The organism is Micromonospora sp. NPDC005215 (genome assembly GCF_040607915.1).
Lineage (GTDB): Bacteria > Actinomycetota > Actinomycetes > Mycobacteriales > Micromonosporaceae > Micromonospora.
Window position 1 is genome coordinate 61182 of sequence record NZ_JBEXHQ010000005.1, and the last position, 24154, is coordinate 85335.

Annotated in this window: 18 protein-coding genes; 10 read left to right on the forward strand and 8 right to left on the reverse strand. The window is 71.1% G+C overall.

Annotated elements, in window-relative coordinates; all coding sequences use genetic code 11:
• Positions 1-30: 30 nt before the first annotated feature.
• The 5 genes from ABZU25_RS06545 to ABZU25_RS06565 all read left to right on the forward strand — a co-directional run bounded on the left by ABZU25_RS06545 (position 31) and on the right by ABZU25_RS06565 (position 6143).
• Positions 31-486 (forward strand): MaoC family dehydratase, encoded by a 456-nt coding sequence (locus ABZU25_RS06545; RefSeq protein WP_355028311.1) that lies wholly within the window; start codon positions 31-33, stop codon positions 484-486.
• Complete coding sequence (locus tag ABZU25_RS06550) at positions 479-1294, forward strand: enoyl-CoA hydratase/isomerase family protein (protein WP_355028312.1); 816 nt, start codon at positions 479-481, stop codon at positions 1292-1294. The genes ABZU25_RS06545 and ABZU25_RS06550 overlap by 8 nt, the downstream gene beginning before the upstream one ends.
• 326 nt (positions 1295-1620) lie before the next feature.
• Positions 1621-3405 carry a hypothetical protein gene (locus ABZU25_RS06555; RefSeq protein WP_355028313.1) on the forward strand — a complete coding sequence of 595 codons (1785 nt, stop codon included), beginning with the start codon at positions 1621-1623 and terminating at the stop codon, positions 3403-3405.
• A 54-nt stretch (positions 3406-3459) separates the two neighbouring features.
• Positions 3460-4545 carry a glycosyltransferase family 2 protein gene (locus ABZU25_RS06560; RefSeq protein WP_355028314.1) on the forward strand — a complete coding sequence of 362 codons (1086 nt, stop codon included), beginning with the start codon at positions 3460-3462 and terminating at the stop codon, positions 4543-4545.
• A 128-nt stretch (positions 4546-4673) separates the two neighbouring features.
• Positions 4674-6143, forward strand: coding sequence for a hypothetical protein (locus ABZU25_RS06565; RefSeq protein ID WP_355028315.1), 1470 nt, complete (start codon positions 4674-4676; stop codon positions 6141-6143).
• A gap of 196 nt (positions 6144-6339) precedes the next feature.
• Here the strand turns inward: ABZU25_RS06565 and ABZU25_RS06570 are convergent, their stop codons facing one another.
• Complete coding sequence (locus ABZU25_RS06570) at positions 6340-6723, reverse strand: hypothetical protein (RefSeq protein ID WP_355028462.1); 384 nt, start codon at positions 6721-6723, stop codon at positions 6340-6342.
• A 150-nt stretch (positions 6724-6873) separates the two neighbouring features.
• Entirely contained in the window at positions 6874-7365 is a 492-nt protein-coding gene (locus ABZU25_RS06575; RefSeq protein ID WP_355028316.1) for an HAD domain-containing protein, read from the reverse strand.
• A gap of 275 nt (positions 7366-7640) precedes the next feature.
• Between ABZU25_RS06575 and ABZU25_RS06580 the strand changes: the two genes are divergently transcribed.
• Positions 7641-8705, forward strand: a complete 1065-nt coding sequence (locus tag ABZU25_RS06580; protein ID WP_355028317.1) for an SMP-30/gluconolactonase/LRE family protein — start codon at positions 7641-7643, stop codon at positions 8703-8705.
• A 112-nt stretch (positions 8706-8817) separates the two neighbouring features.
• Here the strand turns inward: ABZU25_RS06580 and ABZU25_RS06585 are convergent, their stop codons facing one another.
• The 4 genes from ABZU25_RS06585 to ABZU25_RS06600 form a co-directional block, all read right to left on the reverse strand.
• Positions 8818-14493 (reverse strand): hypothetical protein, encoded by a 5676-nt coding sequence (locus ABZU25_RS06585; protein WP_355028318.1) that lies wholly within the window; start codon positions 14491-14493, stop codon positions 8818-8820.
• 60 nt (positions 14494-14553) lie between these two features.
• Positions 14554-15453 carry an S-4TM family putative pore-forming effector gene (locus ABZU25_RS06590; protein ID WP_355028319.1) on the reverse strand — a complete coding sequence of 300 codons (900 nt, stop codon included), beginning with the start codon at positions 15451-15453 and terminating at the stop codon, positions 14554-14556.
• 933 nt (positions 15454-16386) lie between these two features.
• The gene (locus ABZU25_RS06595; RefSeq protein ID WP_355028320.1) at positions 16387-16956 is read right to left on the reverse strand and encodes an NADAR family protein; all 570 of its coding nucleotides are present in this window, start codon (positions 16954-16956) and stop codon (positions 16387-16389) included.
• Between the two features lie 133 nt (positions 16957-17089).
• Entirely contained in the window at positions 17090-17884 is a 795-nt protein-coding gene (locus ABZU25_RS06600; protein ID WP_355028321.1) for a hypothetical protein, read from the reverse strand.
• Between the two features lie 319 nt (positions 17885-18203).
• Between ABZU25_RS06600 and ABZU25_RS06605 the strand changes: the two genes are divergently transcribed.
• On the forward strand, positions 18204-20384 hold the full coding sequence (locus tag ABZU25_RS06605; protein WP_355028322.1) for a UvrD-helicase domain-containing protein: 2181 nt from the start codon (positions 18204-18206) through the stop codon (positions 20382-20384).
• A gap of 42 nt (positions 20385-20426) precedes the next feature.
• Here the strand turns inward: ABZU25_RS06605 and ABZU25_RS06610 are convergent, their stop codons facing one another.
• Positions 20427-21092: a response regulator transcription factor gene (locus tag ABZU25_RS06610; protein WP_355028323.1), complete on the reverse strand. Its 666-nt coding sequence runs from the start codon at positions 21090-21092 to the stop codon at positions 20427-20429.
• The gene (locus ABZU25_RS06615; protein WP_355028324.1) at positions 21089-21937 is read right to left on the reverse strand and encodes a histidine kinase; all 849 of its coding nucleotides are present in this window, start codon (positions 21935-21937) and stop codon (positions 21089-21091) included. Before ABZU25_RS06615 ends, ABZU25_RS06610 begins: the two co-directional genes overlap by 4 nt.
• A 112-nt stretch (positions 21938-22049) precedes the next feature.
• Between ABZU25_RS06615 and ABZU25_RS06620 the strand changes: the two genes are divergently transcribed.
• Genes ABZU25_RS06620 through ABZU25_RS06630 form a run of 3 tightly spaced genes read left to right on the forward strand, consistent with a single transcriptional unit; the run spans position 22050 to position 24147 of the window.
• On the forward strand, positions 22050-22763 hold the full coding sequence (locus tag ABZU25_RS06620) for an ATP-binding cassette domain-containing protein (RefSeq protein WP_355028325.1): 714 nt from the start codon (positions 22050-22052) through the stop codon (positions 22761-22763).
• Positions 22760-23509, forward strand: a complete 750-nt coding sequence (locus ABZU25_RS06625; protein ID WP_355028326.1) for a hypothetical protein — start codon at positions 22760-22762, stop codon at positions 23507-23509. Before ABZU25_RS06620 ends, ABZU25_RS06625 begins: the two co-directional genes overlap by 4 nt.
• The gene (locus tag ABZU25_RS06630) at positions 23506-24147 is read left to right on the forward strand and encodes an MYXO-CTERM sorting domain-containing protein (RefSeq protein ID WP_355028327.1); all 642 of its coding nucleotides are present in this window, start codon (positions 23506-23508) and stop codon (positions 24145-24147) included. The genes ABZU25_RS06625 and ABZU25_RS06630 overlap by 4 nt, the downstream gene beginning before the upstream one ends.
• Positions 24148-24154: the final 7 nt, after the last annotated feature.

Below are 24154 nucleotides of genomic sequence, written 5' to 3' on the forward strand. Positions count from 1 at the left end.
CTGGCCGTCGTTGCCGGAAAGGTGGACACAGTGAGCCGATACGACACCATCGATGCCCTGCTCGAACGCACCGGTCAGCAGCTCGGCACCACCGGATGGCACCTCATCGACCAGGCCCGGATCAACGCGTTCGCCGACGCGACCGGCGATCAACAGTGGATCCACGTCGACGAGAAGCGGGCGGCGGCGGAGAGTCCGTTCGGGACCACTATCGCGCACGGCATGCTCACGCTCTCGCTCTGCGCCACCTTCCTGTCCGAGCTGGTCGAGGTCGACGGCGTCCGCCTGGTCATCAACGCCGGCCTGAACAAGGTGCGCATGCGCGCCCCGGTCCCGGTCGGCGCACGGGTGCGCGGCGTCGCGACCCTCCTGGAGGCCCGCCGGATGGCCGCCGCGTGCCGGGTCGTGGTGCAGATGCGGGTGGAGATCGAGGGCGAGACCAAACCGGCCTGTGTCGCCGACTGGGTCCTCGTCTTCAATGAGTGACCGTCACATCACCGCGCCCTGCGTCTCCCGCACGATCCACGGACCGGTCGCCGTGCTCACGATGGACCGCCCGGACACCGGCAACGTGCTCGACGCCGAGATGCTCGGCGACCTGCTGCGGCACACCACCGCACTGGCGGACGACCCGGCGGTCCGCGCGGTCGTGCTGACCGGCACGGGAAAGGCGTTCTCACTCGGCGGTGACCTGGCGGACTTCGAGCGGGCACTGTCCGGTCAGGTGGGCGACCCAGGCGCGTACAGCCGCCCCCTGACCGAGGCGCTCGGCACCCTCGTCCGCACCCTGCGCGAGATGCGCGCCTGCGTGATCGCGGCGGTCAACGGGCAGGCGGCGGGCGCCGGGTTCGCCCTGGCGTTGGCCTGTGACATGCGCATCGCCTCGGAGCGGGCCGTGTTGCACTTCGCCTACGGAGCGCTGGGCGCGTCGACGGACGGGGGGATGAGTTGGTTCCTGCCCCGTGTCGTCGGGCCGGCACGGGCGCTTGCGCTCCTGCTCGAACAACCGATCATGCGGGCACCCCGGGCTCTGCGGGAGGGCCTGGTCGACGAGGTCGTGCCGGCCACCGACCTGCTGGATCGGGCCCTGCGGACCGCCGGCCACCTGGCGGCGAGCGCACCGCACGCCGTCGCCGCCGCGAAGCGGCTCGTCGACGCCAGCCACCGCAACACGCTGGACGAGCACCTGACGATGGAGCACGACCTGTTCGCCGACGGGCTGCGAACCCGGGACATGCGGCGGGGCCTGGCCGCCCACCGACAGGGCGACGTGCCGGCCTTCGAAGGCGACTGACCCCGGTACGCAGACCGACCTACCGCGCTTCGGGGATGCTCTCCGCCCCCGGCACGGCATCCGCGCCGGGCCGTCCCGGCGTGCGCCGCATCTTCCGCAGCCTCCTGGCGTTGGACCGCCGAGACCACCTCAAGGAGGGTAACCAGTGGCTCGGTGTCCACGCCGTAGTGCACCAGCAGGCCCACCTGCCCGAAGATCAGACCGGCCTCGGCTCTGCTCAGGTCGTCCCGCGGGACGGTCGGAATCGGCCCGTACCCGGCACCGCGCGGACCCACGCTTCGGACAGCTGATGGACAAGGTCCCCACCATCGGAGAGGATCTATCCCGTGAATACCCGGTCCACCGGCGTCGCAGCAACCGCCGAGAACACGAGCCCCGAACAGACGTCCGACGACCGGACGCCGAGCCGATGGGATCGATGGCGGTGGATCCGCCCCGAGTGGACCCTGGCAGCACTGGGCAGCCTGCTGCTGTCGGTGGTGTTGACGTGGCCGACGCTGCGGCATCCGGCGAGCACGATCCCCAACGACCTCGGCGACCCGACGTTGCAGGCGTGGCAGGTCGCCTGGTCGGGGCACGCTCTGCTCACCAGTCCGGCCGACCTCTGGCACTCGAACACGTTCTTCCCCGAGAAATACACGTACGCCTACAGCGACACCCTGCTCGGGTACGCCCCGATCGGGATGCTCGGTTCCGGCTTCGAGGCGGCCGTGATCCGGTACAACGTGCTCTACGTGCTGCTGCACGCGCTCGCGGCCTTCGGGGCGTACGTGCTGGCGCGGCAGCTCGGCGCGAACCGGTGGGGCGGGGCGGTCGCCGGGATCGCGTGGGCGTTCGCGCCCTGGCGGCTGGCCCACGCCGGGCATCTCAACATCCTGTCCAGCGGGGGCATCGCGCTGTGCCTGGCGATGCTGGCCCGTGGGCACGGCTGGTCGCTACGCCACGGTTACCGGCCGGAGCGACGGCGGCCCGGCTGGGCGTTGGCCGGGTGGCTCGTCGCCGCCTGGCAGGTCACGCTCGGCTTCGGCATCGGGTTACCACTTGTGTATTTCCTGCTGGGCGCGGTGTTGGTGGCGGCCGGCTGCTACGGCTGGTCCTGGTGGCGCAAGCGGGAGCGCCCGCCGTTCGGTCGGCGGTTGCTGTTCGCGGATCTGACCGGCGGCGCCGTGTTCGGCGCGGCGACAGTGCTGCTCGGGCTGGTCTACCTGCGTGTTGTCGACCTCAACCCGCAGGCCGAACGGGGGCCGGAGTGGACGAAGATGTTCTCCCCCCCACTTATCGGTTTCGTGACCGCGCCGGGCGACTCGTGGTTGTGGGGTGAGCGGCACGCCGCCGCGCGCGAACAGCTGTCCTGGCCGCCGGAGATGGCGCTGCTGCCGGGGATAACGCTTATCGCGCTGGCCGCGGCGGGCCTGTTCGTCTCGATGTACCCGGTGCGGCACCGGGTCGCACTGGGTCTCGGCGTGCTCGGCACCGTGCTGTTGGGCCTGGGCGCGACCCTCGGCGGTGACGGGGACCCGGGCTATCTGACCCTGTCCACCCTCCTGCCGGGCTGGGACGCCCTGCGCACACCGGGCCGGATGATGCACTGGACCAGCCTGTTGCTGGCGCTGCTGGCCGCCGGAGCGGTGACGGCGCTGGCCGAGTCCTCGGTCCAGACCTCGGCCCGCCGCTGGACGCGGGTCCTCATGCCGCTGGTCCTGCTGGTGCCGCTGGCCCTGGTCACCCTGGAGGGCGTCAACCGGACACCTCACCCGACGGTGACTCCGCCACCGGCCGCGATGCGGGCCGCGAAGGACCCGATCCTGGTGCTGCCCGCGGGCGGTGTGGGCGATCTGACGTACATGTTGTGGACGACCGACGGGTTCCCCCGGGTGACCAACGGACTGGCCGGGTTCGAGCCGGTCAGCCAGGCGCAGACCCGGATCGCGGTGGCGTCGTTCCCCGACGCGGGCAGCGTGGCGTACCTGCGTGGGATCGGCGTGCGGTCGGTGCTGGCCGTGCCGGACCGCACGGCGGGGACGCCATGGGACGGCATCGCGGCCCGGCCCATCGACGGGCTGGGCATCACTCGGGAGGATCTCGATGGCACGCTGCTCTACCGCCTCTGACCGGTTGTGCGCCGCGGGCGGCGGCGGCGGATGCCCGGGCACGGGCGGGGCGGGGTGAGCAGGATGCGGTTGTCCATCGTGGTGCCCTGCTTCAACGAGGAATCGTCGGTGGAGCGGTTGCACGAGACCGTCACGGCCACGCTCGCCGAGCTGTCGGACCTGGACGTCGAGGTGGTGTACGTCGACGATGGCAGCGAGGACGGCACCCTCGAGGCGCTGCGCCGGCTCGCCGCCGCCGACCCCGCGGTCTGCTACACGTCGCTGAGCCGCAACTTCGGCAAGGAGGCGGCGATGCTCGCCGGCCTGCAGCGGGCCACCGGCGACGCGGTCGTCATCATGGACGCCGACCTGCAACACCCGCCACGGTTGCTGCCCGAGATGGTGGCACTGTACCGCCAGGGCTTCGACCAGGTGATCGCCCGCCGGGACCGGCGGGGTGACCGGTTCGTGCGCATGGTGGCCTCGCGGTCCTTCTACCGGATGATCAACTGGTGGATCGACGTACGCCTGCAGGACGGGGCAGGCGACTTCCGGCTGCTGTCCCGGCTGGCCGTGGACGCGATACTGGCGATGCCGGAATACAACAGGTTCTCCAAGGGACTGTTCTCCTGGATCGGCTTCCGCACGGTGGTGGTGGCCCACCGCAACGAGAGCCGGCAGACGGGGCACAGCAGGTGGACGTTCGGCAAGCTGTTCAACTACGCGTTCGACGGCCTGCTGTCGTTCAACAACCGGCCCCTGCGTCTGGCGATCTACGGCGGCCTGTTCCTCACGCTCATCGCGATCGCCTACATGGCCTGGGTGGTGGCGGACGCCATCGAGAAGGGCATCGACGTTCCCGGGTACACCACCATCATCGTCAGCGTGATCGGGCTCGGCGGCATCCAGATGACCATCCTGGGCGTGATCGGGGAATACATCGGCCGGATCTACTACGAGACGAAGCGCCGACCGCACTATCTGGTGCAGGAGACCGAGCGCCTGGTCACCGAGACCGGCGAGGCGTCACGGGTGCCGCCCCAGCCCGCGGCGCGGTCGACCGATCGGGGCCAGCAGGCGGTGCCGGCCCGGGAGGAGCGGTTCCGCCGGCCCTACCAGCCGCCGGCCGCCGGAGAGGCCACGACCGGCGACGCCAGCTGAGCCCTTCGACGCCAGCCGACTGACCGTGCCGGCCGACTGACCGTGCCGGCCGGCTCGACGAGGGCACCCCGATCGGCGCGGGTCGTGCGAGACTCGTGCCGGCGCGACGGATCCGGGGAGGGCAGCGGGTGGCTGATGACGGGCCGACGCCGGTCCACCTGTCGAAGCTGCTGGACGGCCTCGCCGAGAACCCGGCGCTGCCGATCGAGTTGGTCCGCCGGCTGGTGCGCCACCGACGCGGCTCCGGTCACGTGGCCATGCGCGCCGACCTGACCCCGGACCTGATCGAGGAGATCCTCGCCTCGGGCTATCACTGGCTGCTGCACTCGCTCGCACTCAACCGCCAACTGCCGCACGCCGTCCGGATGCGGCTGGCGGCGCACGCCGACCCGGCAGTCCGCGCTGCCCTGGTCGTCGGCGCCCGGGACGCGCCCCGCGAGTTGCACGAACGGCTGATCGACGATCCGGAGCCGCGGGTACGGGAATACCTCGCGCAACGCGACGACGTGCCGGCCGATCTGCTCGCCCGACTCGCCACTGATCCTGAGCCGCAGGTCCGGGCCACGCTCGCACGGTGGTGGACGCGGGCACCCGAGGCGGTCCGGCGAGTCCTGCTCACCGACCCCGTCGACAGCGTTCGCGCGGCTGCCTGCTCGACCTACCACGCGCGGCTACCGCACCCGGTGCCGCCGCCCGACCTCGTGGCGGGCCTGCTCGCCGATCCGGTCACCCGCACCGGTGCCGTACGCCACGCGGTCCTGACCCCGGACCTGGCCGCCCGGCTGGCCGGCGACCCGGACTACCAGGTCCGCCGGCAGGTGGCCGAGCACCCGCAGCTACCCCCACCGGTACGGGACCTGCTCGCCGAGGATCCCAGCGCGAACGTGCGCGTGGGCGTCTTCCGGCGCCCGGACACGCCCGAGCCGACGCGCCACCGCATCTATGCGGGCATCCAGCAGGGCGAGCGGCCGCTGACCGACTTCCTTGGCGACGACCTCGACGACGATGCGCTGGTGCAGCAGGTCGAAGACCACCTGGCCGTCTCCGAGCTGCGACACCTGCGGCTCGACTGGGTCACCGCGAACCCGCTGCCCCACCTGTCCTCGCCGTACATCTGCTTCCGGCGATCCGCGGCACGCAGCCCGGCGCTGCCGGCGGACGCGGTCCTCCGACTGCTCGACGACGACGACAATGGCGTCTGTACGACAATGGCCAGGCACGCCCCGCATCTGGTCGACCCCACCACGGCCGAGCGCATCGACAGTGGCTTCCGGCCGGACAAGAAGACGGACTGGCGTCCCGCCGACGTCCTGCCGCTCCCGGCATCGACCCTGCGCCGGCTCGCCACCGACCCGGATCCCCGCATGCGGTGCCTGGCCCCCCGAGATCCGGACCTGCCCGTCGAGTTGACCGAACGCCTGGCCGCCGACCCCGACAGCACGGTCCGCCAGGCCGTCGCCGGGCATCCGCGGCTACCGGCCCACGCGCGCCGTGCCCTCCTAGCGGATCCGAGCGAGTGGGTGGCGCGGACGACCGCTGCGGCACCGACGCTGCCCGTGGCGGAGATGGAGCGACTGCTCACCCTCGCTGGCCTCTGACCGACCCGCGCCCCGACCAGTGCCACCCCCAGACGTCGCCTCTCCGAGCCGCGCTGGCGGGCACCATCAAGACCCACGTCGCCCACATCTCCCTGAAGCTCGGAAACGTCACCCGCGTACGCATCGCCGCCTGGGCCTTGGGAATCCGGCCTCGTGGCACGCCCCTGACGGCCGGGTCGGGGTGCGGGCGGCGCGGTCAGCCGTCCGGGGTGAAGAGCCCCTGGATGCCGACGACGATCGCGATGAGACCGAAGATCGCGAGCAACAGGCGGACCCCCGTCGCTCCGGCCGCCTGCTCGTCACGTGGCGCCGGCCGTCCGGTCAGCCGCCCCCACAGCAGGGCGAGCCCGACGCCGATCCCCACCACCTCGAAGTGGAACACCCGGGGTCCGGACACCAGGTGAACGATGAGGTAGTAGCCGCCGGTCACGAGCGCCACGAGGCCGACCACCCACGCGATCGGGGCGGCCCGACCGGCGAGGCGGCCCAGGTCGTCGCCGACCCGCGGCAGCAGCCGGAGGACAGCGACGGCGAGCAGGAAGCCGCCGACGATGTTGGCGAGGTCGAGCAGCAAAGCCATGATCACGATAGGTCTCCGTCGATCGAGGGATCAGCGGGTGGGAGCGTACCCACGGACTCGGGCCGTTGAAACGATCCGGACCGCGGGGCCAGCGCGAAGCCCGCGAACTCCGGGCCGACCCTCGACCGGCAGCGTCGCGCCGGGGTGTCCCTATGGGTTCGTCAGCGGACGTGGAAGGGCTTCGGCCCAGGCGATGACGTGGTCGACGGCGTCGCGGGTGAGGCCGGTCGCCGGGTCGGCGGTGATCAGCAGTGTGGGGCTGATCCGTGTCGCGGCCCAGCGGTGCGCCTGGGGCGGGTGGAGGTCGTCGATCCAGGCCAGGGGCCGTTGCTGGGCGTAGGCGGCGATGCGCGGGATCTTCTCGGCGGGGTCGAACGGCGGGGGTGGCATGGTGACCACGGGCAGGGGGGCGATGTGCAGCAGCGGAGCGAGGAGCTGGTTGGCCTCGTCGTTCCAGCTCGTGGCCCAGGCGATGTCCAGGACGGTGCTCGCTTCGGTGATCCAGGCGCCGTGTGCGGGATTGACCCGGACGGCTTCCTCACCCGGGAACAGGGCGTGTGCGCTGTAGCCGACCGGTGGGTGCGGCGTGCCGTACGGGCTGAGGACACCGTCGATGTCGAGCAGGAGCACGGGTCGGGTCATGGGCGGATTCTGCCAGAGTCGGTCCGCCGGCACCTCGCCTCGACTGGCGTCGAGTGGCACTACCGGGCAAATATTTTACCTAAGCTTTACGCATTGACCAGCGTCTTTGTAATCTGAGCGAAATAACCGGCATCGAACCAATGCGACCCGGCCCTGCGTCACTTAGGCTGCCTGGTGACACATCGACGGACCGCACCCCCGCCGTGCCGGCCCCGCGACCTCGCACACCACCTACCGCCGGTCCACGCAACGGCCGACGCCGATTGGAGCATTCGATGACCTGGCGTCCCACCATTGCCGCACTCGCGGGGCTGTGCCTCGCGGTCGGCTCCGCACCGTTCGTCAGCGGTGCCGCCGCCGCGCCCTCGACACCCGTGGACACCGCTCATGTTAGCGCTCACGCCGCGCTCGCCGGTCCGCCCGGCGCACCGTCCGGGGTCTGCCCGGCGGGGGTCGAATACGGCTCACCGCTGCCGGCGAGTTCCCTGTCGGCCGCCCGGATCCAGGGCGGATTCTCGTTCCTCGAAGGGCCGGTCTGGGTTGCCGACGGCGGCTACCTGCTGATGTCCGACATGGCCGCCGGCACCGGGCCCTACAACGTCCAGCCGTCCACGATCCGCCGGTTCACCCCACCGGCGACCTTCGACACGTTCATCGCCAACGCCGGCAGCAACGGCGTGGCGCTCAGCGCCGATGGCCAGCAGATCATCGCGGCCACCCACGACCAGCGGAACGTGTCCGCGTACCGGCTGAGCGACCGTGCCCGCAGCACCGTCGCGGCGAACTACCAGGGCCGGGCCTTCAACTCGCCAAACGACGTGGCGGTCCGGTCGGACGGCGTCGTCTACTTCACCGACCCCAACTTCCAGCGTGGCAACCGCTCCGACCAGATGAACGGTCGCACCAGCGTCTTCCGCGTCTCCGGCGGTCAGGTGTCGCTGGTGGACGACCGGCTCCGCCAACCCAACGGCATCTCGCTCTCACCCGACGGGACCGCGTTGTACGTGGGCGCCTACTCCGAGAACAAGATCTACAAGTACGCCGTCGCGCCCGACGGCAGCACCGGCGCCCGCAGTGTCTTCGTGAACTACGTCGGCGGTCCGGACGGCGGAACGATCGACTGCGCCGGCAACGTGTACTGGACGTCGGGTTTCGATGGCCAGGTCCACGTCTACTCCCCCATCGGCACCCAGCTCGGCACGATCCGGGCCGGCAACTCCGGCACCACCAACGTGGCCTTCGGCGGTTCCGACCGGCAGACCCTCTACATCACCTCCGGCCGGCAGAACGACTCCGGCCTCTACAGCGTGCGACTCAACGTCCCCGGGTACCCCTACTGACCGAGGTAGGCGGGGTAGCGCACCGGGACCGCCGACCGAGTCGAGATGGCGCGACCTGTCTCGGTCCCGATGGCGTGACGTCGCCGTCCACACACCTGCGTGAGCTGCCGGCTCACCGGCCCTCGCCCTCCGACGCACCGAGGGCGAGGGTGAGGAAGCCACCACCGCCGGCGATGAACAGCAGGCCGTCCTGGGCGGCGACGTCCCGGACCGTGAAGGGCAACAGCAACCGCATCGGCTCCTCGTCGCCGGTCAGGTGGTCCAGCCACAACAGCTCGACGCCGTCCTCGACGACGTAGACGACGAACGGCCGCCCGGCCGCCGTACGCCCGGCCTGCGGCGGGCCGACGAAGACGTCACCCCGGCGGGCGGGGTGGACGACCGACCGCAACAGTCGGCCGTTCGCCGTGTTCCAGACCCGGACCTCGGCCTTCTCGTCGAACAGATGGGCGGTGACCGCGACCGGGGGCACCGTGTCGACCACGGCGGCAGCGATCACTCGGCCGTCGTCCCTGGTCAGGTCGAATACCTCGGTGCCGTCGTGCGTGTCGTAGATCCTCAGGACGCCGACATGACCCCCAACGAGCACCCGGCTGCCGGCGCCGCCCGGCACCGCTGTGGTCACCAGAACGATGCCCAGGTCACCAGCCAGTGGCGTCATCGGTTCCGGCCGACACCCCTCGCGGCGCGACCAGCGGGCCAGCACACCGCCCTGAGTCCCAGCGACCAGGTACGCGCCGCCGGACGCCATCCAGGTCAGGCTCACCACGTTGCGAGCGGCTGCCGACAACCGCTGGCCGTCCGGTGCCGTTTCGGGCGTCTCAAGGGCGTCGGCGTCGCCCGAATCCGGGGCGACCAACCACACCCGATGCCGGTCAGCCACCGCCAGCAGCACCGTCCCCGCGTCGTCGAGCACGGCGATCCGGCCGGGCGCCTCCATTTCCCGTTGCAGCAGCGGTCGGACACCCGGCCGCAGGTCGGTGACCAGTAACAGCGTCGAGGTCGTCACGGCGAGCCGGCCCGTACCACCGGCCGCCCACCCCACGGCGGCGAACGGCGCGCCGGTGGGTATCGGCAGCGCCCCCAGGACGCCACCGCTGCGCGTGGACCAGACACTGACACGCCCGTCGTCGCCGACTGTCGCGAAGTAGCCGGAGGCCGGGTCGGCCACGATCTGCTCGGCGTCACCGTCGTGCAGGTCCGCGGCCTCGGGGTCCTGGCTGACCTCGTCGATTCGCCACAGGTCGGCGCCGTCGTTGCGACCCACGACCAGGTAGCGGCCGCCCTGCCGCAGCGAGCCCATCGCCACCGCGTGCGGGGCCGAGCCGGTCAGGGTCACGGCGTCGCGTCCGCGGCTACGCTCCCACAGCCGGATCCGGCCCACCCTGTCGATGCTGACCAGGACGGGCCGTGCGGAACCGGGCGGGCCGACGTACACGGCGTGGACCGACAGGCCGGCATCCAGCAGGCGCCGGGCGGGACTCCGCTCATCGCCGTCCCACGTGTCGACGGCACCGGACAGGTACCCGAGGACGATCGTGGGGGTTTCCGGGTTGGTGTCGGCCGCTACGCAGACCGGAGCCTCCGGCCACGGCCAGGGGTAGGCGCCGGTCGACGGCCTCCACAACAGGGTCTCCCGCTCCCGCAGGCCGGCGGTGATGAGCAGCCGGCCGTCCGGCGTTCCCGGCTGCAAAGCCACGATCTGGATATTGAACGAGTCCTCGAGATCGACCGCGTACCGCTCGTGGCCCGTGGTGGGCTCCCACACCGTGACCCGCCCGCCCGCGGCGACCGCGACCAGGTCGGCACCGTCGGCGTCACAGGTCACCGCGACCCCGGTGATCGGCTGGCGGCCCGCCTCCCAGCGCACCGGCAGCACCAGCGGTGGTGCGGCGCTGCCGGGACGCCACACACTCACCTGCTCCTCGGTCCAGCCCGCCAGGAGCACCGAGCCGTCGCGGCCCCGCCCCAGCACCATTCCGCGGCGGAGGTCGACAGGGCTTTCGGCACGCAGAGCGCGGGTGGTGGCATCCCAGACCCGCACCCCGCCCTCGGCACCGGCCGCGCCGACGACCGGGAAGCCGTCCTCGTCGACGTACCCGACCACAGAGGTGACCGCCGCGCTGCCCGACAGCACGGTCTCCACGAGCGCACCGGACTCCGGGTCGCGTACGTCGAGGAATTGGCCGTTGGCGAGCACGACCAGCGGATTGTCGTCACGGTCGACGACACAGTCCAGGGCCCGCACGGGAGTGCCTTCCGCGATCGACTGCCGCAGCGCCTCGTGCCGGACACGGACGTGCCGAACCGCCACCGGCAGGCCCGCCGCGGCGGCCAGAGCCGCGGACAGACCGGGACGGTCCATCACGGTGGCCGCCACGGACAGCAGGAATCCGCGGCCAGCCGGGGTGGCGGCCCGGAGGCGATGCAGGTACGGGCGCAGCAGCCGGCTCACGGCGACCAGCCGCGGCGAGTCCGAGGTCACCAGGGCCTCGTGCAGCCGGTCGGGATCGCTGTACATCAACAGCTGGGCATCCTCGGCAAGCCTCTCGAGGGTCCCGGCGAGGCGGGCGTGTGCCGGCAACGCGCGCCGCGTGTATGCCCCCGCCCGTGTCCAGTCCCGCGCCCCACCGGCGACGAGCGTGTCGAGCAGAGCCTCCGTGATGGTCAAATGCGCCGCCGCACGATCGGCACGGTCGGCGAGGAACGACGCGGCCAGCGCCTCGTGGTGGAACCGATAGGTGGCGATGCCGCCGATGTCGACGCCGGTGACCAGGTGGGTGGCGATGCGCTGGTCGAGCAGCCACCTGACGTCGGCGGCGGTGAACGAACGCCCGTCCGGGTCCAGCCGGCTCGCCAGCACCGCCCACAGCTCCGATCCGGCCGCCGGTTCACGGGTCAGTCCGCTGCCCTGGGCGTAGGCGAGGGGACGCAGGAGCGCAAGCTGCCGGTCGGCCTCGTCAACGCCGTACAGCGCCTCGACCTCCTGGCGCATCGCGTCGCCGATGCCGCGCGGAAACTGCCGCCGCCAGGCCGGGCTCAGCGAATCGGCCGGTGCGCCGTCGAGGGTGTGCCGGCGGGCGACGTGGGCCGCGAGCAGGAAGGAGTGGCGAGCCTGGGTCTCGATTGCCCGGGCGAGGACGCGCCGGGCACCGGTCAGACCAGCATAGATATTGGGGCGCCCGCGATCATTGACGGCGACCGTCAACAGACGATCGCAGTATTCGGCGATGTCTCCGGCTTCCAGCCAGGGTGGCTCGCCGATGTCGAGGGCTTCGCCACCATCGCTGGTCAGGGACGTGATCAGGTCGCCACGCGGTGCGCCGGGATCGTCGGGGTCGTGGCCGACCGGGTGGCGGCGGGTGGCGACGAGCAGCCGGGTGCCCCCGGCCCGCGCCCTCTGGGCCATCGGACGCAGCAGCTCGGCGACGATCCGGTGCGGCTGGTCCGCCTCGTCCAAGCCGTCGATGGCGATCACCCCGGCCGCCGACCCAGCCTGCGACTGGCCCTCCGCCGCCACGGCGGCGGCGAGGCTGACCCGTACCTGCTCAAAGGTGCGGCCGGTCAGGCGCAGGGTGAGCACGAACCGGAAGTCCGCGGGCGGTGACTCGTCCGGCCGTAGCATCTCCGGCCGACTTCTCAGGTGTTCCCTGACGTCGGGCACGGTCGCCACGACGAGGCGCGCCATGATCGTGCTCTTACCGGAGCCCGGCGAACCGGTGAGAACCAGCACCGGGTCGGCGGGGTCGGCGATCCAGCGTGCCACCCGCTGGTTCAGCCGGCGGCGTCCGCTGAAGAACCACGCCTGCGGTGCGGCCGCGCCTCGACTCGCTCGTGCGGTCGGCTCCCACCAGACCGTCATCTCGTGGGGGTCGACGCCCACCAGGTGGTGACGGGGATTCGGCAGGCATATGTTGCGACCGCCGTCGGACACCTCGGCCGTCTGTACCGCGCTGCCGGGCGGCACGGCCGACCGGAGCCGCTCGGCGAGCTGCCGCACATCCAGGTATGGCTTGTCGCGCGGCGCCACCTCGACGCCGGTCAGCACCGTCGTCAAGCACCCGGCGAACCGCCCGGATCCGGCCGGTGTGGTGGCGGCGACCACGCAGAGGGAGCTCGCGGCCACGCGAACGCTGGTGGCCGCGTGGACCACCGCGGTGACGTCGGCGCCCTGCGTGTCGAGGACCAGCAGGAGCTGGGCTGCCGGTGCACCGGCGGGCCGTTGCCACAGCCCTTCCAGCAGTGCGACGAGCGGCATCGCGCCGATGGAGGTGCCGGGATGGGAACGAGAGGTGTGCACGACAAGGCCACCCAGCGCGTTGTCGAGAGGTTCGACCGTGCCGGCGAGGTAGATGGCGACGATGTCCGTCGAGCCCGCCCCCGCCAGGCGCGCCGCGATCCGCTTGCGGACCTGGTCGGCGTCGGTGAGGGGGATGACGTCGTCGCAGTGGTACCCGATGGCGTTGAACGCGCGCGTCGCCGTCGCGACCGTGTCATCAGGGTCGTCCGCGGGCGAGACCACCATCAGCGAGCGGCGGTATCCGTCACCGATGGGCAGGACACCGGCGGTCGTCTCGGGGCCGGGCCCCGGTGGGGCGGCGTTGATCGGGGTCGTGATCATCTCCCGTCCGACGGCACGCCCCCGCTCGGGGGCGGCGGTGCCCCGCCGGCTCAGGAACGCGCTCGCCGCATGCGCCGCCAGCCGGAACGACCACCATCGTGCGTCCTCGCCGAGGTCTTCGAAGGACAGGTGCCGCATCGCGGCGGCGACCAGCGAGAGTAGCAACTGGTCGGACCAGTTCTCGTCGAACTCGGCGGCCGCCAACAGGGGACGGTCGGCGTACCGGACGGCGTCGACGTAGGCCCGCAGGCCGACAGGAGCCCCGATGGCGCGCTCGGCCGTACGGTCCACGACGTAGTGCAGTAGCGCCTCGGCCTCGGCGGGCGAGCACCCGCCGAGGCGACGCGTGACCGCCGAGACCGTCAACATGGCGAGGTCACGGCTGAGCGGACCAGCCTCGTCGAACGTCGTCAGGTCGATGAGCCGGAAGGCATCGTGGCGGACCACACCGTCGACGCGAGGCACCAGGACGTTGTCCTCGTGCAGATCACCGTGCGTGAACCCGGCGAGGTACTGCACACGGCCACCGACCGACCCCCGTAACATCGCCAGCGGATTGGCCAGGGGAAGCGGTGTCTGCTCGCCTTCGGGCTCGATCCAGGCCGCGCTCAACTCGATTCTGTCGCACACCTCGTCGACGAGTTCCCTGGCGAGATAATCCGCGACGGTGAGGGTGTCGAGACGCAGGTGCTCCTTGCCCGTCCACTCCCCCAACAGCGCCGACACCACCTGCGTGGCGGTCAGGACGCACTCGTCGAGGTTGTTACCGGACATGCTCCGGCACCGCGCCAGGCTGTCGTCCGCGATCCTCTGTAGCAACAGCTCGCCGCCGTCGTGGAGCAGGATCGGCGCGCCCGCCACGTCGACCAAATGACGACGGGTGAAATCGGCGGTCGAGAGCGCCAAGGCGGCATGGTGCCGGGCTCCCTCACGCCGCAGCCCGTCCGCAGGACACACCTTGACGATGTACTTGTCGGGCCGCTGCGGAGCCGGAGGAGTGGAGACCTCCACCACCGCGGCGAGCACGGCCCCGGTGTGACCCGCCGCCGTCCAGAGGGGCTCGGCCAGGTCGACTTCCCGATTACGGGAACGCGCGGAGTGCTGCAACGCGTCGGCGGCCTCGGTGCCGACAACGGTCGCGAGGAGGACCTTTCCATCGTCGGGCACCCTGGTCACCCTATCGAGAGACGCACGGGACCGCGAGCGCTGACAAAGAGCCGACTCACCCTAGGAATGGACGCCCACCCGCTGTTCCAGGATCTGCATCTTGTACCGGAAGTCGGTCAGGTCGTCGTCGTGGAAGAGGCGGAAGAACCACTGTGGCATCCGTGGCTGCTGCCGGCGGGCGACGAACAGCACATCCTGCACCTGCCGGGCGAACACGGCGAACGCCTGGTCATCCGCGATCGCGCGAGAGGGTTCCTCCATGACCGCGCGCACCTGGCCGAGCACCCGGGTGCGGTCCCGGGTGGTCATAATCTGCGCGCGGGCGGTGTCCGAGAAGGACAGCAGCAGACCCAGCGACGGCACGAACCACACACCGACCAGGCTCCCGACCGTACTCTCGGTCACGAGGCCCACGGCCACGCCCACCACACACCAGACCGCGATGACACCGAGCAGCAGAGCAGCGAAGCGTCGGCGGACCCGCGAACCCCACGCCAGGTTCTGCTCCAGACAGAAGAGCACGTCATACGGAGCGGCGACGGTTGCGACGAGGTAATAGTCCCGCAGCCGCGTGTCGTCGCCGCGGAAGCGCCGGCTAAGGCGGCTCAACTCGTCCTCGGACAGTCGCTCACCCACCAGGACCGCGTTCCACGGCACGCCGAACAGGTCGGTGTCGAGCATCTCCTGCAACGTCGCGCTGATGCGTAGGTGACGACCGATCAGGGGAGCCAGTACGACCGCGTAGACGCCGGCCCAGAGTGCACCGATGATCGAGACAGCGGGTTGCAGCGGGGGTTGCGCGACCTTGGCCACAACGCCGAGGCTCGCGACGACCAGTGACATCAACAGACTGACCGCCTGGGCGCGTTGCGTGTAGCGGTGAGCCACCGCGATGGCCCGGAAGAGAATCAGGGAACGGTCGTTGTTCTGCAACTGGTTGATCCGCCGCGCGTCTGCCAATGGAACCTCCGAGCGTCCAGCGGTCCACCCCTGCCCCCAGATGGTGACACGATCAGCAATCAGTACGCTACCGTGCGTTCTATCGACGACAGCGACTGGATACCACGTCACCGCCTGCCGCTGGCCGGCCGCTCACCGCCGGAACGCGGTTTCACCGTTCGCCGGCGGTGGAGCACGCATCCGGTCCCGCCACGGATCCGATCATGTGATCGAACCCGAGCGGGATCGGATGCCCCTTACCGCTGTCGGTGCCGGCGGCCCCTCGACGACCTGAGCGACCAGATGATCAGCCGAAGCAGTCGGGGACGGGCGGCGCGCCGGGACTCGCGTTGACCGGTCTTATGCGAAGAAGGTGCAGACGGCCCCAGCGCACCGGCCGTGCCCGCAAGCAGCAGGCCGCGACGAGGAGACAGGCCAGGCAGAACGGCGGGTGCGCCGGCATGCACGAAGCCGGCACCGCACCGCAACCAACGGCTGATCACCCATCACCAGGTTGACCGTATGTGGTGGGTGTGGTGGTGTTTCCGTGTCGGCACCTGGGGAGCCGTCTGCTGACAACGGACTCCGCCAACGGTCAGCCGCTTCGCCGGTTACCCCACTGGCGCGGGCTCTGGACCGAGCCCCGGCCGCCGAAGTGCTGGCCCTTCCCATGCGGTTGAGGCGAGGCGACCTTGCCCTTCGCGCGTCGGGCAGCCCGATTAGCGGGAACGGCAGGCTGGTCGGTCTCGGTCTCGGTCTCGGCCGCGGTCTCGGCATCCGCCCCGTGGGCGTCCTGAACGGGCTCAGGCTCCGGCATCGGTATCTCCCTGGATCTGGGGCGCCCTGTGGACCATCGCGACAGATGCGGATTGCTCGACGCCGCTGGACTGACCGGAAGCACCATAGCTGACCTCGCCGGAGCTGCCGACGCGGGCACCGCGACGAATGCGCCGGTCACGGCGTTGCCTGTGCACCCAGCATCGTACGGGCGCGCATGAGTGCGAAGCCGAGCAGATTCAACCCACGCCATCGTGCGGGGTCCACGGCGTCGGGGTGATCGGCAGCCAAGCCGATGCCCCACACCCGGTCCACCGGGCTGGCCTCCACAAGCACTCGCTCACCGGTGCCGAGCAGATATTCGCGTAGCTCCGGGCGCTGGCCGAACTTCGCCACCGCGCCCGCAACGACAATGTCGAGGCGGTGCTCCTGCCACACCCGCTCGTCGAAACCGTCGACCTGCCGGCCGAGCGTCTTCGCCGCGTGGGGGTGCGCCACCGTCAGAATCCTGGCGGCTGCCGTCGCGTCGCCGAACAGAACGGCTTTACGCCACATCATGTAATGCTCGGCGGTGCGGAACTCCTGCCCGTCGACGCTGAAGGGATCCGGCCACCATTGGCTCAGGCAGCCAGCCCCGATGCTGCCGTCACGCTGCGGCTGATGGCCCCAGAAGAACAAGAATTTCACAGGGGAACCCGCACGCACCGCATCGGTCAACCCCGCGACGCTGGGAATCAATGCGACCACGCGATCCAGTCTGCCGCACTGTCGGCCAGGACCGCATCGCCATTACCCGCCATTCCGGTCGCCGGCCAACCGGTCGGGTGCCCGGCGGCCCGATTCGCCACTGTCGCTCCGGGTGGGCCGGCGCCCACGGCGCTCAGCTCTGCTGGTAGTTCACGGCGGCGAATCCGCACGGTTGGTGCAGGTGCAGGTAGTAGGCGCCCTCGCCGTATTCGTCCAGGTCCGCGCCGCCAACCAGACCCACATAGTCTATCGGTTGGCCGCAACCGGGGCAGTCGGCGTGCGCGGAGTCCTGGATCCAGTCGGGCACGCCGCCCAACGTCGAACCGCCCCGATCCCACGCGCTGGCCAGGTAGGGACTCTTCCGGGCCGGGCCCAGGACCGGCGCCAGCGTCGGCGGGTCCTCCGGTTCGCTGGAACCGAGGTAGCTCGGGCGGGTGTTGCCGGGCCACCACGTCGTGGCACCGGCCGGCGTGATGTGGCTGTACAGCGTCGTGTAGCAGGCGCAGAAATGGCAGGTCTCCATCGTCAGCCGGCCGGACCAGCCCGTGTGGGCCAGCGCGGCGCCGACAGCAGGTTCCGCGGTGTCGATGTCCGCGGCGATCCACAACGGCGACGTGCACCACGGACAGGTGGGCCCGTCCGCGCGCCGCGGCGTTTCGCGCATGATCCACTGGTACGCGATGCCGCCGCAGAGGTCCCGGCGGCTGCCGTCCGGGCCGACCGTCCAGCCGCCGTCTTCGGCGTAGCTCAGCACACTGACGTGCAGTTCGTCCGCGCCGGCCGGCGGTTGCGTCGTCCAGCGACGCATAGCGCTCTCGGCCAGCGGGTGAGCGGTGTGCGCCAGGATGACAAGCAGCTGATTGAGGTCGTCCGGCGTCCGACCGCCGTCGATCCGCTCGATCAACTCCTCGATCAACTCCTCGATCATGAGGGGATGTTAGTCACATCGATCAACCGGCAACCGCCCCCGGGGTGCTGGCCGCCGTGACGACATCCCCATCAGCGAGGTGACCGCGTGGCCGACCGAGCCAATAGAGGTGTCAGCGTTCAGATCAGATAAGGACCGAACTGTCAATGAGCGAATACCGATTGGATGAGGCCACGAGCAGATCGGATTCGCAAGGCATTGAGATTCCCGTCTCTGCCGACAGACTTTCTGGCCGACGAGGAGAAAGCGTTCTATGCTCGCCCGGGATTAGGCCGCGGCTCTTCCGAGGCCCAGGGGACCGCCACCACAGGGATTGCGAATGCGCCAGGATTCTGCTCTGCACGACGACACTGCTGGCGTCAGCGAAGGAACACCCGACGGGCAAGACTCGACTGTTGTCGCGGAGGACGTCGCCCGCCGTTCCGCTGTCGCTGAGGAACAGGCGTTTCTCGACCTGGCCACGGCCCGGCGCGACAGGTTGGCCGACCACCTCCGGGTGGAGCTCTCGTCCGAGGCTTTGGACCCGGTGGAACAGGCCCGGCAGCGCATGCTCCGTCAGCAGCACGAAGAGCTACGGCGAGCACGGGACGGGCTGGTCTTCGGCCGCCTCGACGGCCTCGACGGCACGGTGCGACACGTCGGCCGCATCGGTCTCCGCAACGACGGCGAGGACAGTGAGCCACTGCTTGTGGACTGGCGTGCTGCCGCGGCTCGGCCGTTCTACACCGCGACGGCTGTCGACCCACAGGGTCAGGCACGACGCCGGCACATCCGCACCACCGGATCGACAGTCGTCGGCGTCGACGACGAGCCACTGGACGGGACACTGTCGGCGGACCTCGTCGGTGAAGGCGCTCTCCTGGCCGCCCTCGACCAGCGGCGCACCGGCCGCATGTCGACGGCGATCGCCACGTTGCAACGCGAACAGGACGACGTCATCCGGGCCGAGGCGACCGGCCCGTTGATCGTGCAGGGCGGCCCCGGCACCGGCAAGACCGTCGTTGCTCTGCACCGCGTCGCCTATCTGCTGTTCGCCCGCCGGACGATGGCCGACCAGGCGGTCCTGGTCCTCGGCCCCTCGCCACGGTTCCTCCAGTACATCGCCCAGGTGCTGCCCGCGCTCGGTGAGACCGCCGTCGTCTCGGCGACCTGCGACACTCTGCTGCCGGGGATCCGGGTGGGCCGCGACGAGAGCCGGCAGCTCGCCGAGATCAAGGGCCGGGCACTCTGGCAACCCGCGTTGGAAAGCTACGTCACGTCGCTGCTCCCGCGGCAGCGTGAGCTGAAGCTGCGCTGGGAGGGCGAGTTCTACGTCATCGCCGCCGCGACGGTGGCACAGGCGCTCGCCTCGGCGGTGCAGGGACGGCCGTACCATCGCGCTCGCGCGGTCTTCGCCGAGCAGCTGCACCACCTCCTCGCCGACGCCGTCGTCGAGCAGCGCGAGACGCTGATGAAGGAGATGGAGGAGGGCTTCGAGGACATTCTCGCCCGCGTCGACAGGGACCTGACGCGCGAGCACCACCTCGGCAGGGCACCCACCGGCAGTGACGTCGACGGCCTGCTCTCCGAGGAGGAGGTCGACCATCTTCGTTCTCGGATCGCCGTGAGCGCCAGCATCGCCCGGTTCGTCGAGGCCTGGTGGCCCACCCTCGACGCCGAAACCCTGCTGGGTGCTCTCCTGACCGACCGCACCCTGCTGGCCCGGTTCGCCCCGCAGCTGTCCCCTGCGGAGATCACCGCCGTCGCGGCCGAGCCCACCCCGTGGGCATCGAGCGACATCGCCCTGCTCGACGCCCTCGCCGACCTGCTGGGTGAGGTCGGAGCACCGCAACCACAGGGCGAGTTCGTCGCCGACCGCGCCCGCCGGCAGCGCGGCTGGGTGTACGGCCATGTCGTGATCGACGAGGCGCAGGAGCTGTCCGAGATGCAGTGGCAGATGGTCGTCCGGCGCTGCCCCAGTCGCTCCATCACGGCGGTCGGCGACATCGACCAGGCGGAGGCGGCGCACCGGCACAGCAGTTGGGCAGAAGCCGTGCAGGCTGTTTTCGGAGACCGTTGGACCGCCGCGGAACTGACCATCTGCTACCGGACCCCGCGTGAGGTCATGGATCTCACCGGGCCAGTCCTGAAGAAGGCTGGCAGCCACAACGCGCCGCCCCGGGCGGTGCGCTCCTCCGGCATCGCCCCGTGGGAGCTCACCACCACACCCGCCGAGCTTGCCGGCGCCGCCGCCCAGGCGGTGCGACAGCTTCGGCAACGGTGGCGGGGCGGCACTGTCGGCGTCATCGCCCCCGCCGACCGCGTCGGCGAGCTCCTGGCCGTGCTGAGCGACGTGCCGGTGCTCACCGCGGCCCAGGCCAAGGGTTTGGAATGGGACGCGACGCTGGTCGTCGACCCGCAGGGCATCACCGCCGAGCCGCGCGGCTGGAACGGCCTCTACGTCGCGCTCACCCGATGCACCCAGGAACTCGGACAGGTGATCCTCACGCCGCCGGCGTAGCTGACGGGAAGCCCGGCGAGCGGCGCACGCCGCCGCCGGGTCTCAGCGGCGTGGCCGCACCAGGCCCGCGTCGAACGCCGCGATCACGAGCTGCGCCCGATCTCGCACGGCCAGCTTCGCCATCAGGTGCGTGATGTGCGTCTTCACCGTCTTCACCGAGATCACCAGGGCGGTCGCGATCTCGTCGTTCGACAGGCCGCCACCGATCAGCGTCAGCACCTCCACCTCACGGCCGGTCAGCCGCCGCAGTGCCGGAGTCGGCCGATCCGGTCGGGGCGCCGTGACGTAGTGCGCGACGAGCCGGGTGAGGATCGACGGCGCGAACAGCGACTCGCCACGGTGGGTACGACGAATCGCCTCGATCAGCTCGTCGGGGCGGGCGTCCTTGAGCAGGAAACCGGACGCTCCCGCGTGCAACGCCTCGTAGACGTACTCGTCCAGCTCGAACATGCTCAGGACCAGGACGCGGGCGGTGGACAGGGCGGGGTCGGCACAGATGCGCCGGGTGGCCTTGAGCCCGTCCAGGTGCGGCATCCGAACGTCCATCAGGACGACGTCGGGGCGGGTGGTACGGGCGCACGCCACGGCCTGCGCGCCGTCACCGGCCTCGCCGACGACGGCCAGGTCCGGCTCGTTGTTGATGATCATGGCGAGGCTGTGTCGGAGCAGCGCCTGGTCGTCCACCAGTAGCACCCGGATGTCGCTCACGTTGCCTCGTCCCGCATCCGCGCGGTGAGGCGGAAGCCCGCGTCGACACGCTCCGCCGACAGTGTGCCGCCGAGACTGCCGACCCGCTCCCGCAACCCGGCCAGCCCGTGCCCGGCGCCCGGCGACGCTCGCCATCCGTCGGCCGACGGGCCGCTGTCCGCCACCGTGACCACCACGTGGGTCCCGTCCCGGTACACCCGTACCCGCACGTCCGTCGGTCCCGCGTGCCGCGCGGCGTTGCTGAGCGCCTCCCGCACGGTCTTGCAGACGGCGACCTGTACGCCCTGCGACACCGGGCCGAGCGGCTCGACCGTCAGCCGTGCCCGAATCCCGGCCAGCGACGCCCCGTGCACGATGCCGGGCAGATCGTCGAGGCTGTCCACCGGCGCACGGCGGCTGGCGGCGGACGGCTCACGCAGGACGGTCAGCATGCGGCGCAGCTCGGCTGTCGCGTGCCGGCTCGCGTCCTCGATGTCGGTGAGCGCCGCCTGCACCTCGGCCGGCTTGGGTAGGTGCCGGGTGGCCGCCGCGCGGACCGTGATCAGACCCAGGCCGTGCGAGACGATGTCGTGCAGGTCGCGGGCGATCCGCAACCGCTCGGCGAGCACCGCCTCCGAGGCGGCCCAGGCGGTCAGCCGCGACTCGTAGGCGGTGCGGTCGGTGCGGGACCGGCGCACCGCCCATACCGCGGCGGCGACAGCGCCGCCGACAATCAGCGGCGGCAGGACGACCGCGAGCGGGCCCTGCGTGCCGACCGTGCACATGGACATCACCAGCACGCTGACCACCACGGCGACCACCGGCACGGTCCTGGACCGCCCGGAGGGGCGCGGGTGGACGTTCACCACCCCGACTGTAGTTCTCAGACCAGGGTCTGACGGTCCGTGGACCGACCCGGCCGGCGGGATCCGAGAACGGTCCGATGTGTGCGGGCCGGGTCACCTGTTGACTCGACGCATGATCACGATCGATCGCGTCAACAAGACCAAGAGCAGGACGCGGATCCTGTACGACGTCACCTTCGAGGCCCGACCCGGCCGGGTCACCGGCTTCCTCGGGCCGAACGGAGCCGGCAAGACGTCGACGCTCCGGATCCTGCTCGGCCTGGACAACCCGCAGAGTGGAACCGCGCTGATCTGCGGACGCCCGTACCGGAAACTGGACCGCCCGCTGACGACGGTCGGCGCCCTCCTCGACGGCAGCGGCGCGCACCGGGCTCGCACGGCCCGCGCCCACCTGCGCTGGGTGGCCGCCAGCAACGGCCTACCGGACTCCCGCGCCGACGAGGTCCTCGAGATCGTGGGCCTGACCGGCGACGCGCGCAAGCGCGCCGGCCGCTTCTCCCTCGGCATGAGCCGCCGACTCGGGCTCGCCGCCGCGCTGCTCGGTGACCCGGAGGTGCTGGTCCTGGACGAGCCGGTCAACGGGCTCGATCCGGCCGGGATCCGCTGGATGCGTGGATTCCTCCGCGACAGCGCCACACAGGGCCGCACGGTGCTGCTCTCCAGCCACCTGATGGGCGAACTGGCGGAGATCGCCGACGACGTCGTCGTGATCGACAAGGGCCGGGTCGTGACCCGTGGCAGTCTCGCCGACGTCACCGGCGGTCACCGCACCCTGGAGGACGCCTTCTTCGCGCTGACCTCCACCGAGGCGGGTGGCCCGTGGTGAACCTGGTCCGCGCCGAACTCCGCAAGCTGCTCGGCCTGCCCACCGCCTGGGTCGGTCTGGTGCTGGGCACGCTGATCGCGCCGCTGGTCGTCCTACTCAACGCGCCGTACACCCGCCGCGCGATCGCCGCCGGCACCCTCACCGACACGTCCGACCTGGGCCTACGCGACCTGGGTATCGGCCTGATCGGTCCGATGGTCCTCGGCGTCATCGTGGTGAGCAGCGAATACACCTCCACCGGCAAGGATGCCCCCGGCGCCCGCCAGCTCACCGCCACGCTCGCCGCGGTCCCCCACCGGCTGCGGCTGCTCGTGGCGAAGACCATCGCGCTGGTGCTGGTCGTCGCGGCGCAGGCAGCGGTCACCACCGCCGCCACCCTCACCCTCACGCGGGTGCTGCACGGCGAACATGCGCCGGTACCCGCCCCGGGGCGAGTCGCCGCCGCGATCCTCTACTGGACGCTGACCGCGCTCCTCGCGTTCGCGATCACGCTGATCACTCGCAACGGCATCGTGCCGCTGACACTGCTGATCATCAACAGCTCCGTGGTGTCCGTGTCGTACCTGCTGACAAAGGTCACCGACCTTGCCTCCTACCTGCCGGACATCGTCGGAGCGCAGATGTTCATCCGCGGCTCGGACTTCCCCGTCGAGGTCCCTCCGGTGACCGCCGGCCTGGTGATGACGGCCTGGATCGTCGCGCTGCTCGCGGTCGGCGCGGTCCTGTTCCAGCGGCGCGACGCGTGAACACCGCCCGTGCCGAACTGCGCAAACTGCTGACCCTTCCGTCGTTGCGTCGGACCGCGCTGCTGACCTGGGCCGCCACCGTCCTGCTGACGTACGCGTACGCGGCCGCCGAGGCTGCCGGTGAGCCGGTCGGCGACCACGCCGGCCTGGCCCCGCTCGGCTACAGCCAGGCCGGTTTCCTGGTGCTCGGCGTGCTGGCGGCCACGTCCGAGTACCAGGAGGGCGACCAGATCCGGAGCACCCTGCTCGCGATGCCCCGCCGGCTGCCCCTACAGGCGGCGAAAGCCCTCGCGTTGGCCGCGCTGACGCTCCCGGTGGCCGCCGCGACGGCGGCCACCAGCACTTTGCCGGCCGATGCGGCGGCCTGGATGCCAGCCGCGACCGCCTACCTGACGCTCACCACCCTGCTGGCGGCGGCAGTCGCCGGCGTCGTCCGCCGCGCGGTGCCGGCCGCGATTCTGCTGCTCGGCCTGTACTTCGTCGCCGGCCCACTGCTGCGGGCCGGGTCCAGCGCCAGCGCCGCCTACCTGCCGGACACCGCCGCCCTCGACCCGTCGCACGGCGCCGCCGCCACGATCACGTGGACGTTCGCCGCCCTGGTTCTGGCCGCGCTGATATTCCGTCGCCGCGACGCGTGACACTGGA

Coding starts and splice junctions, on each gene's coding strand:
- ABZU25_RS06550 (WP_355028312.1), top strand. CDS start 479: ATGAGTGACCGTCACATCACCGCGCCCTGCGTCTCCCGCACGATCCAC.
- ABZU25_RS06570 (WP_355028462.1), bottom strand. CDS start 6,723: ATGGCTTTGCTGCTCGACCTCGCCAACATCGTCGGCGGCTTCCTGCTC.
- ABZU25_RS06575 (WP_355028316.1), bottom strand. CDS start 7,365: ATGACCCGACCCGTGCTCCTGCTCGACATCGACGGTGTCCTCAGCCCG.
- ABZU25_RS06580 (WP_355028317.1), top strand. CDS start 7,641: ATGACCTGGCGTCCCACCATTGCCGCACTCGCGGGGCTGTGCCTCGCG.
- ABZU25_RS06600 (WP_355028321.1), bottom strand. CDS start 17,884: ATGATCGAGGAGTTGATCGAGGAGTTGATCGAGCGGATCGACGGCGGT.
- ABZU25_RS06605 (WP_355028322.1), top strand. CDS start 18,204: ATGCGCCAGGATTCTGCTCTGCACGACGACACTGCTGGCGTCAGCGAA.
- ABZU25_RS06620 (WP_355028325.1), top strand. CDS start 22,050: ATGATCACGATCGATCGCGTCAACAAGACCAAGAGCAGGACGCGGATC.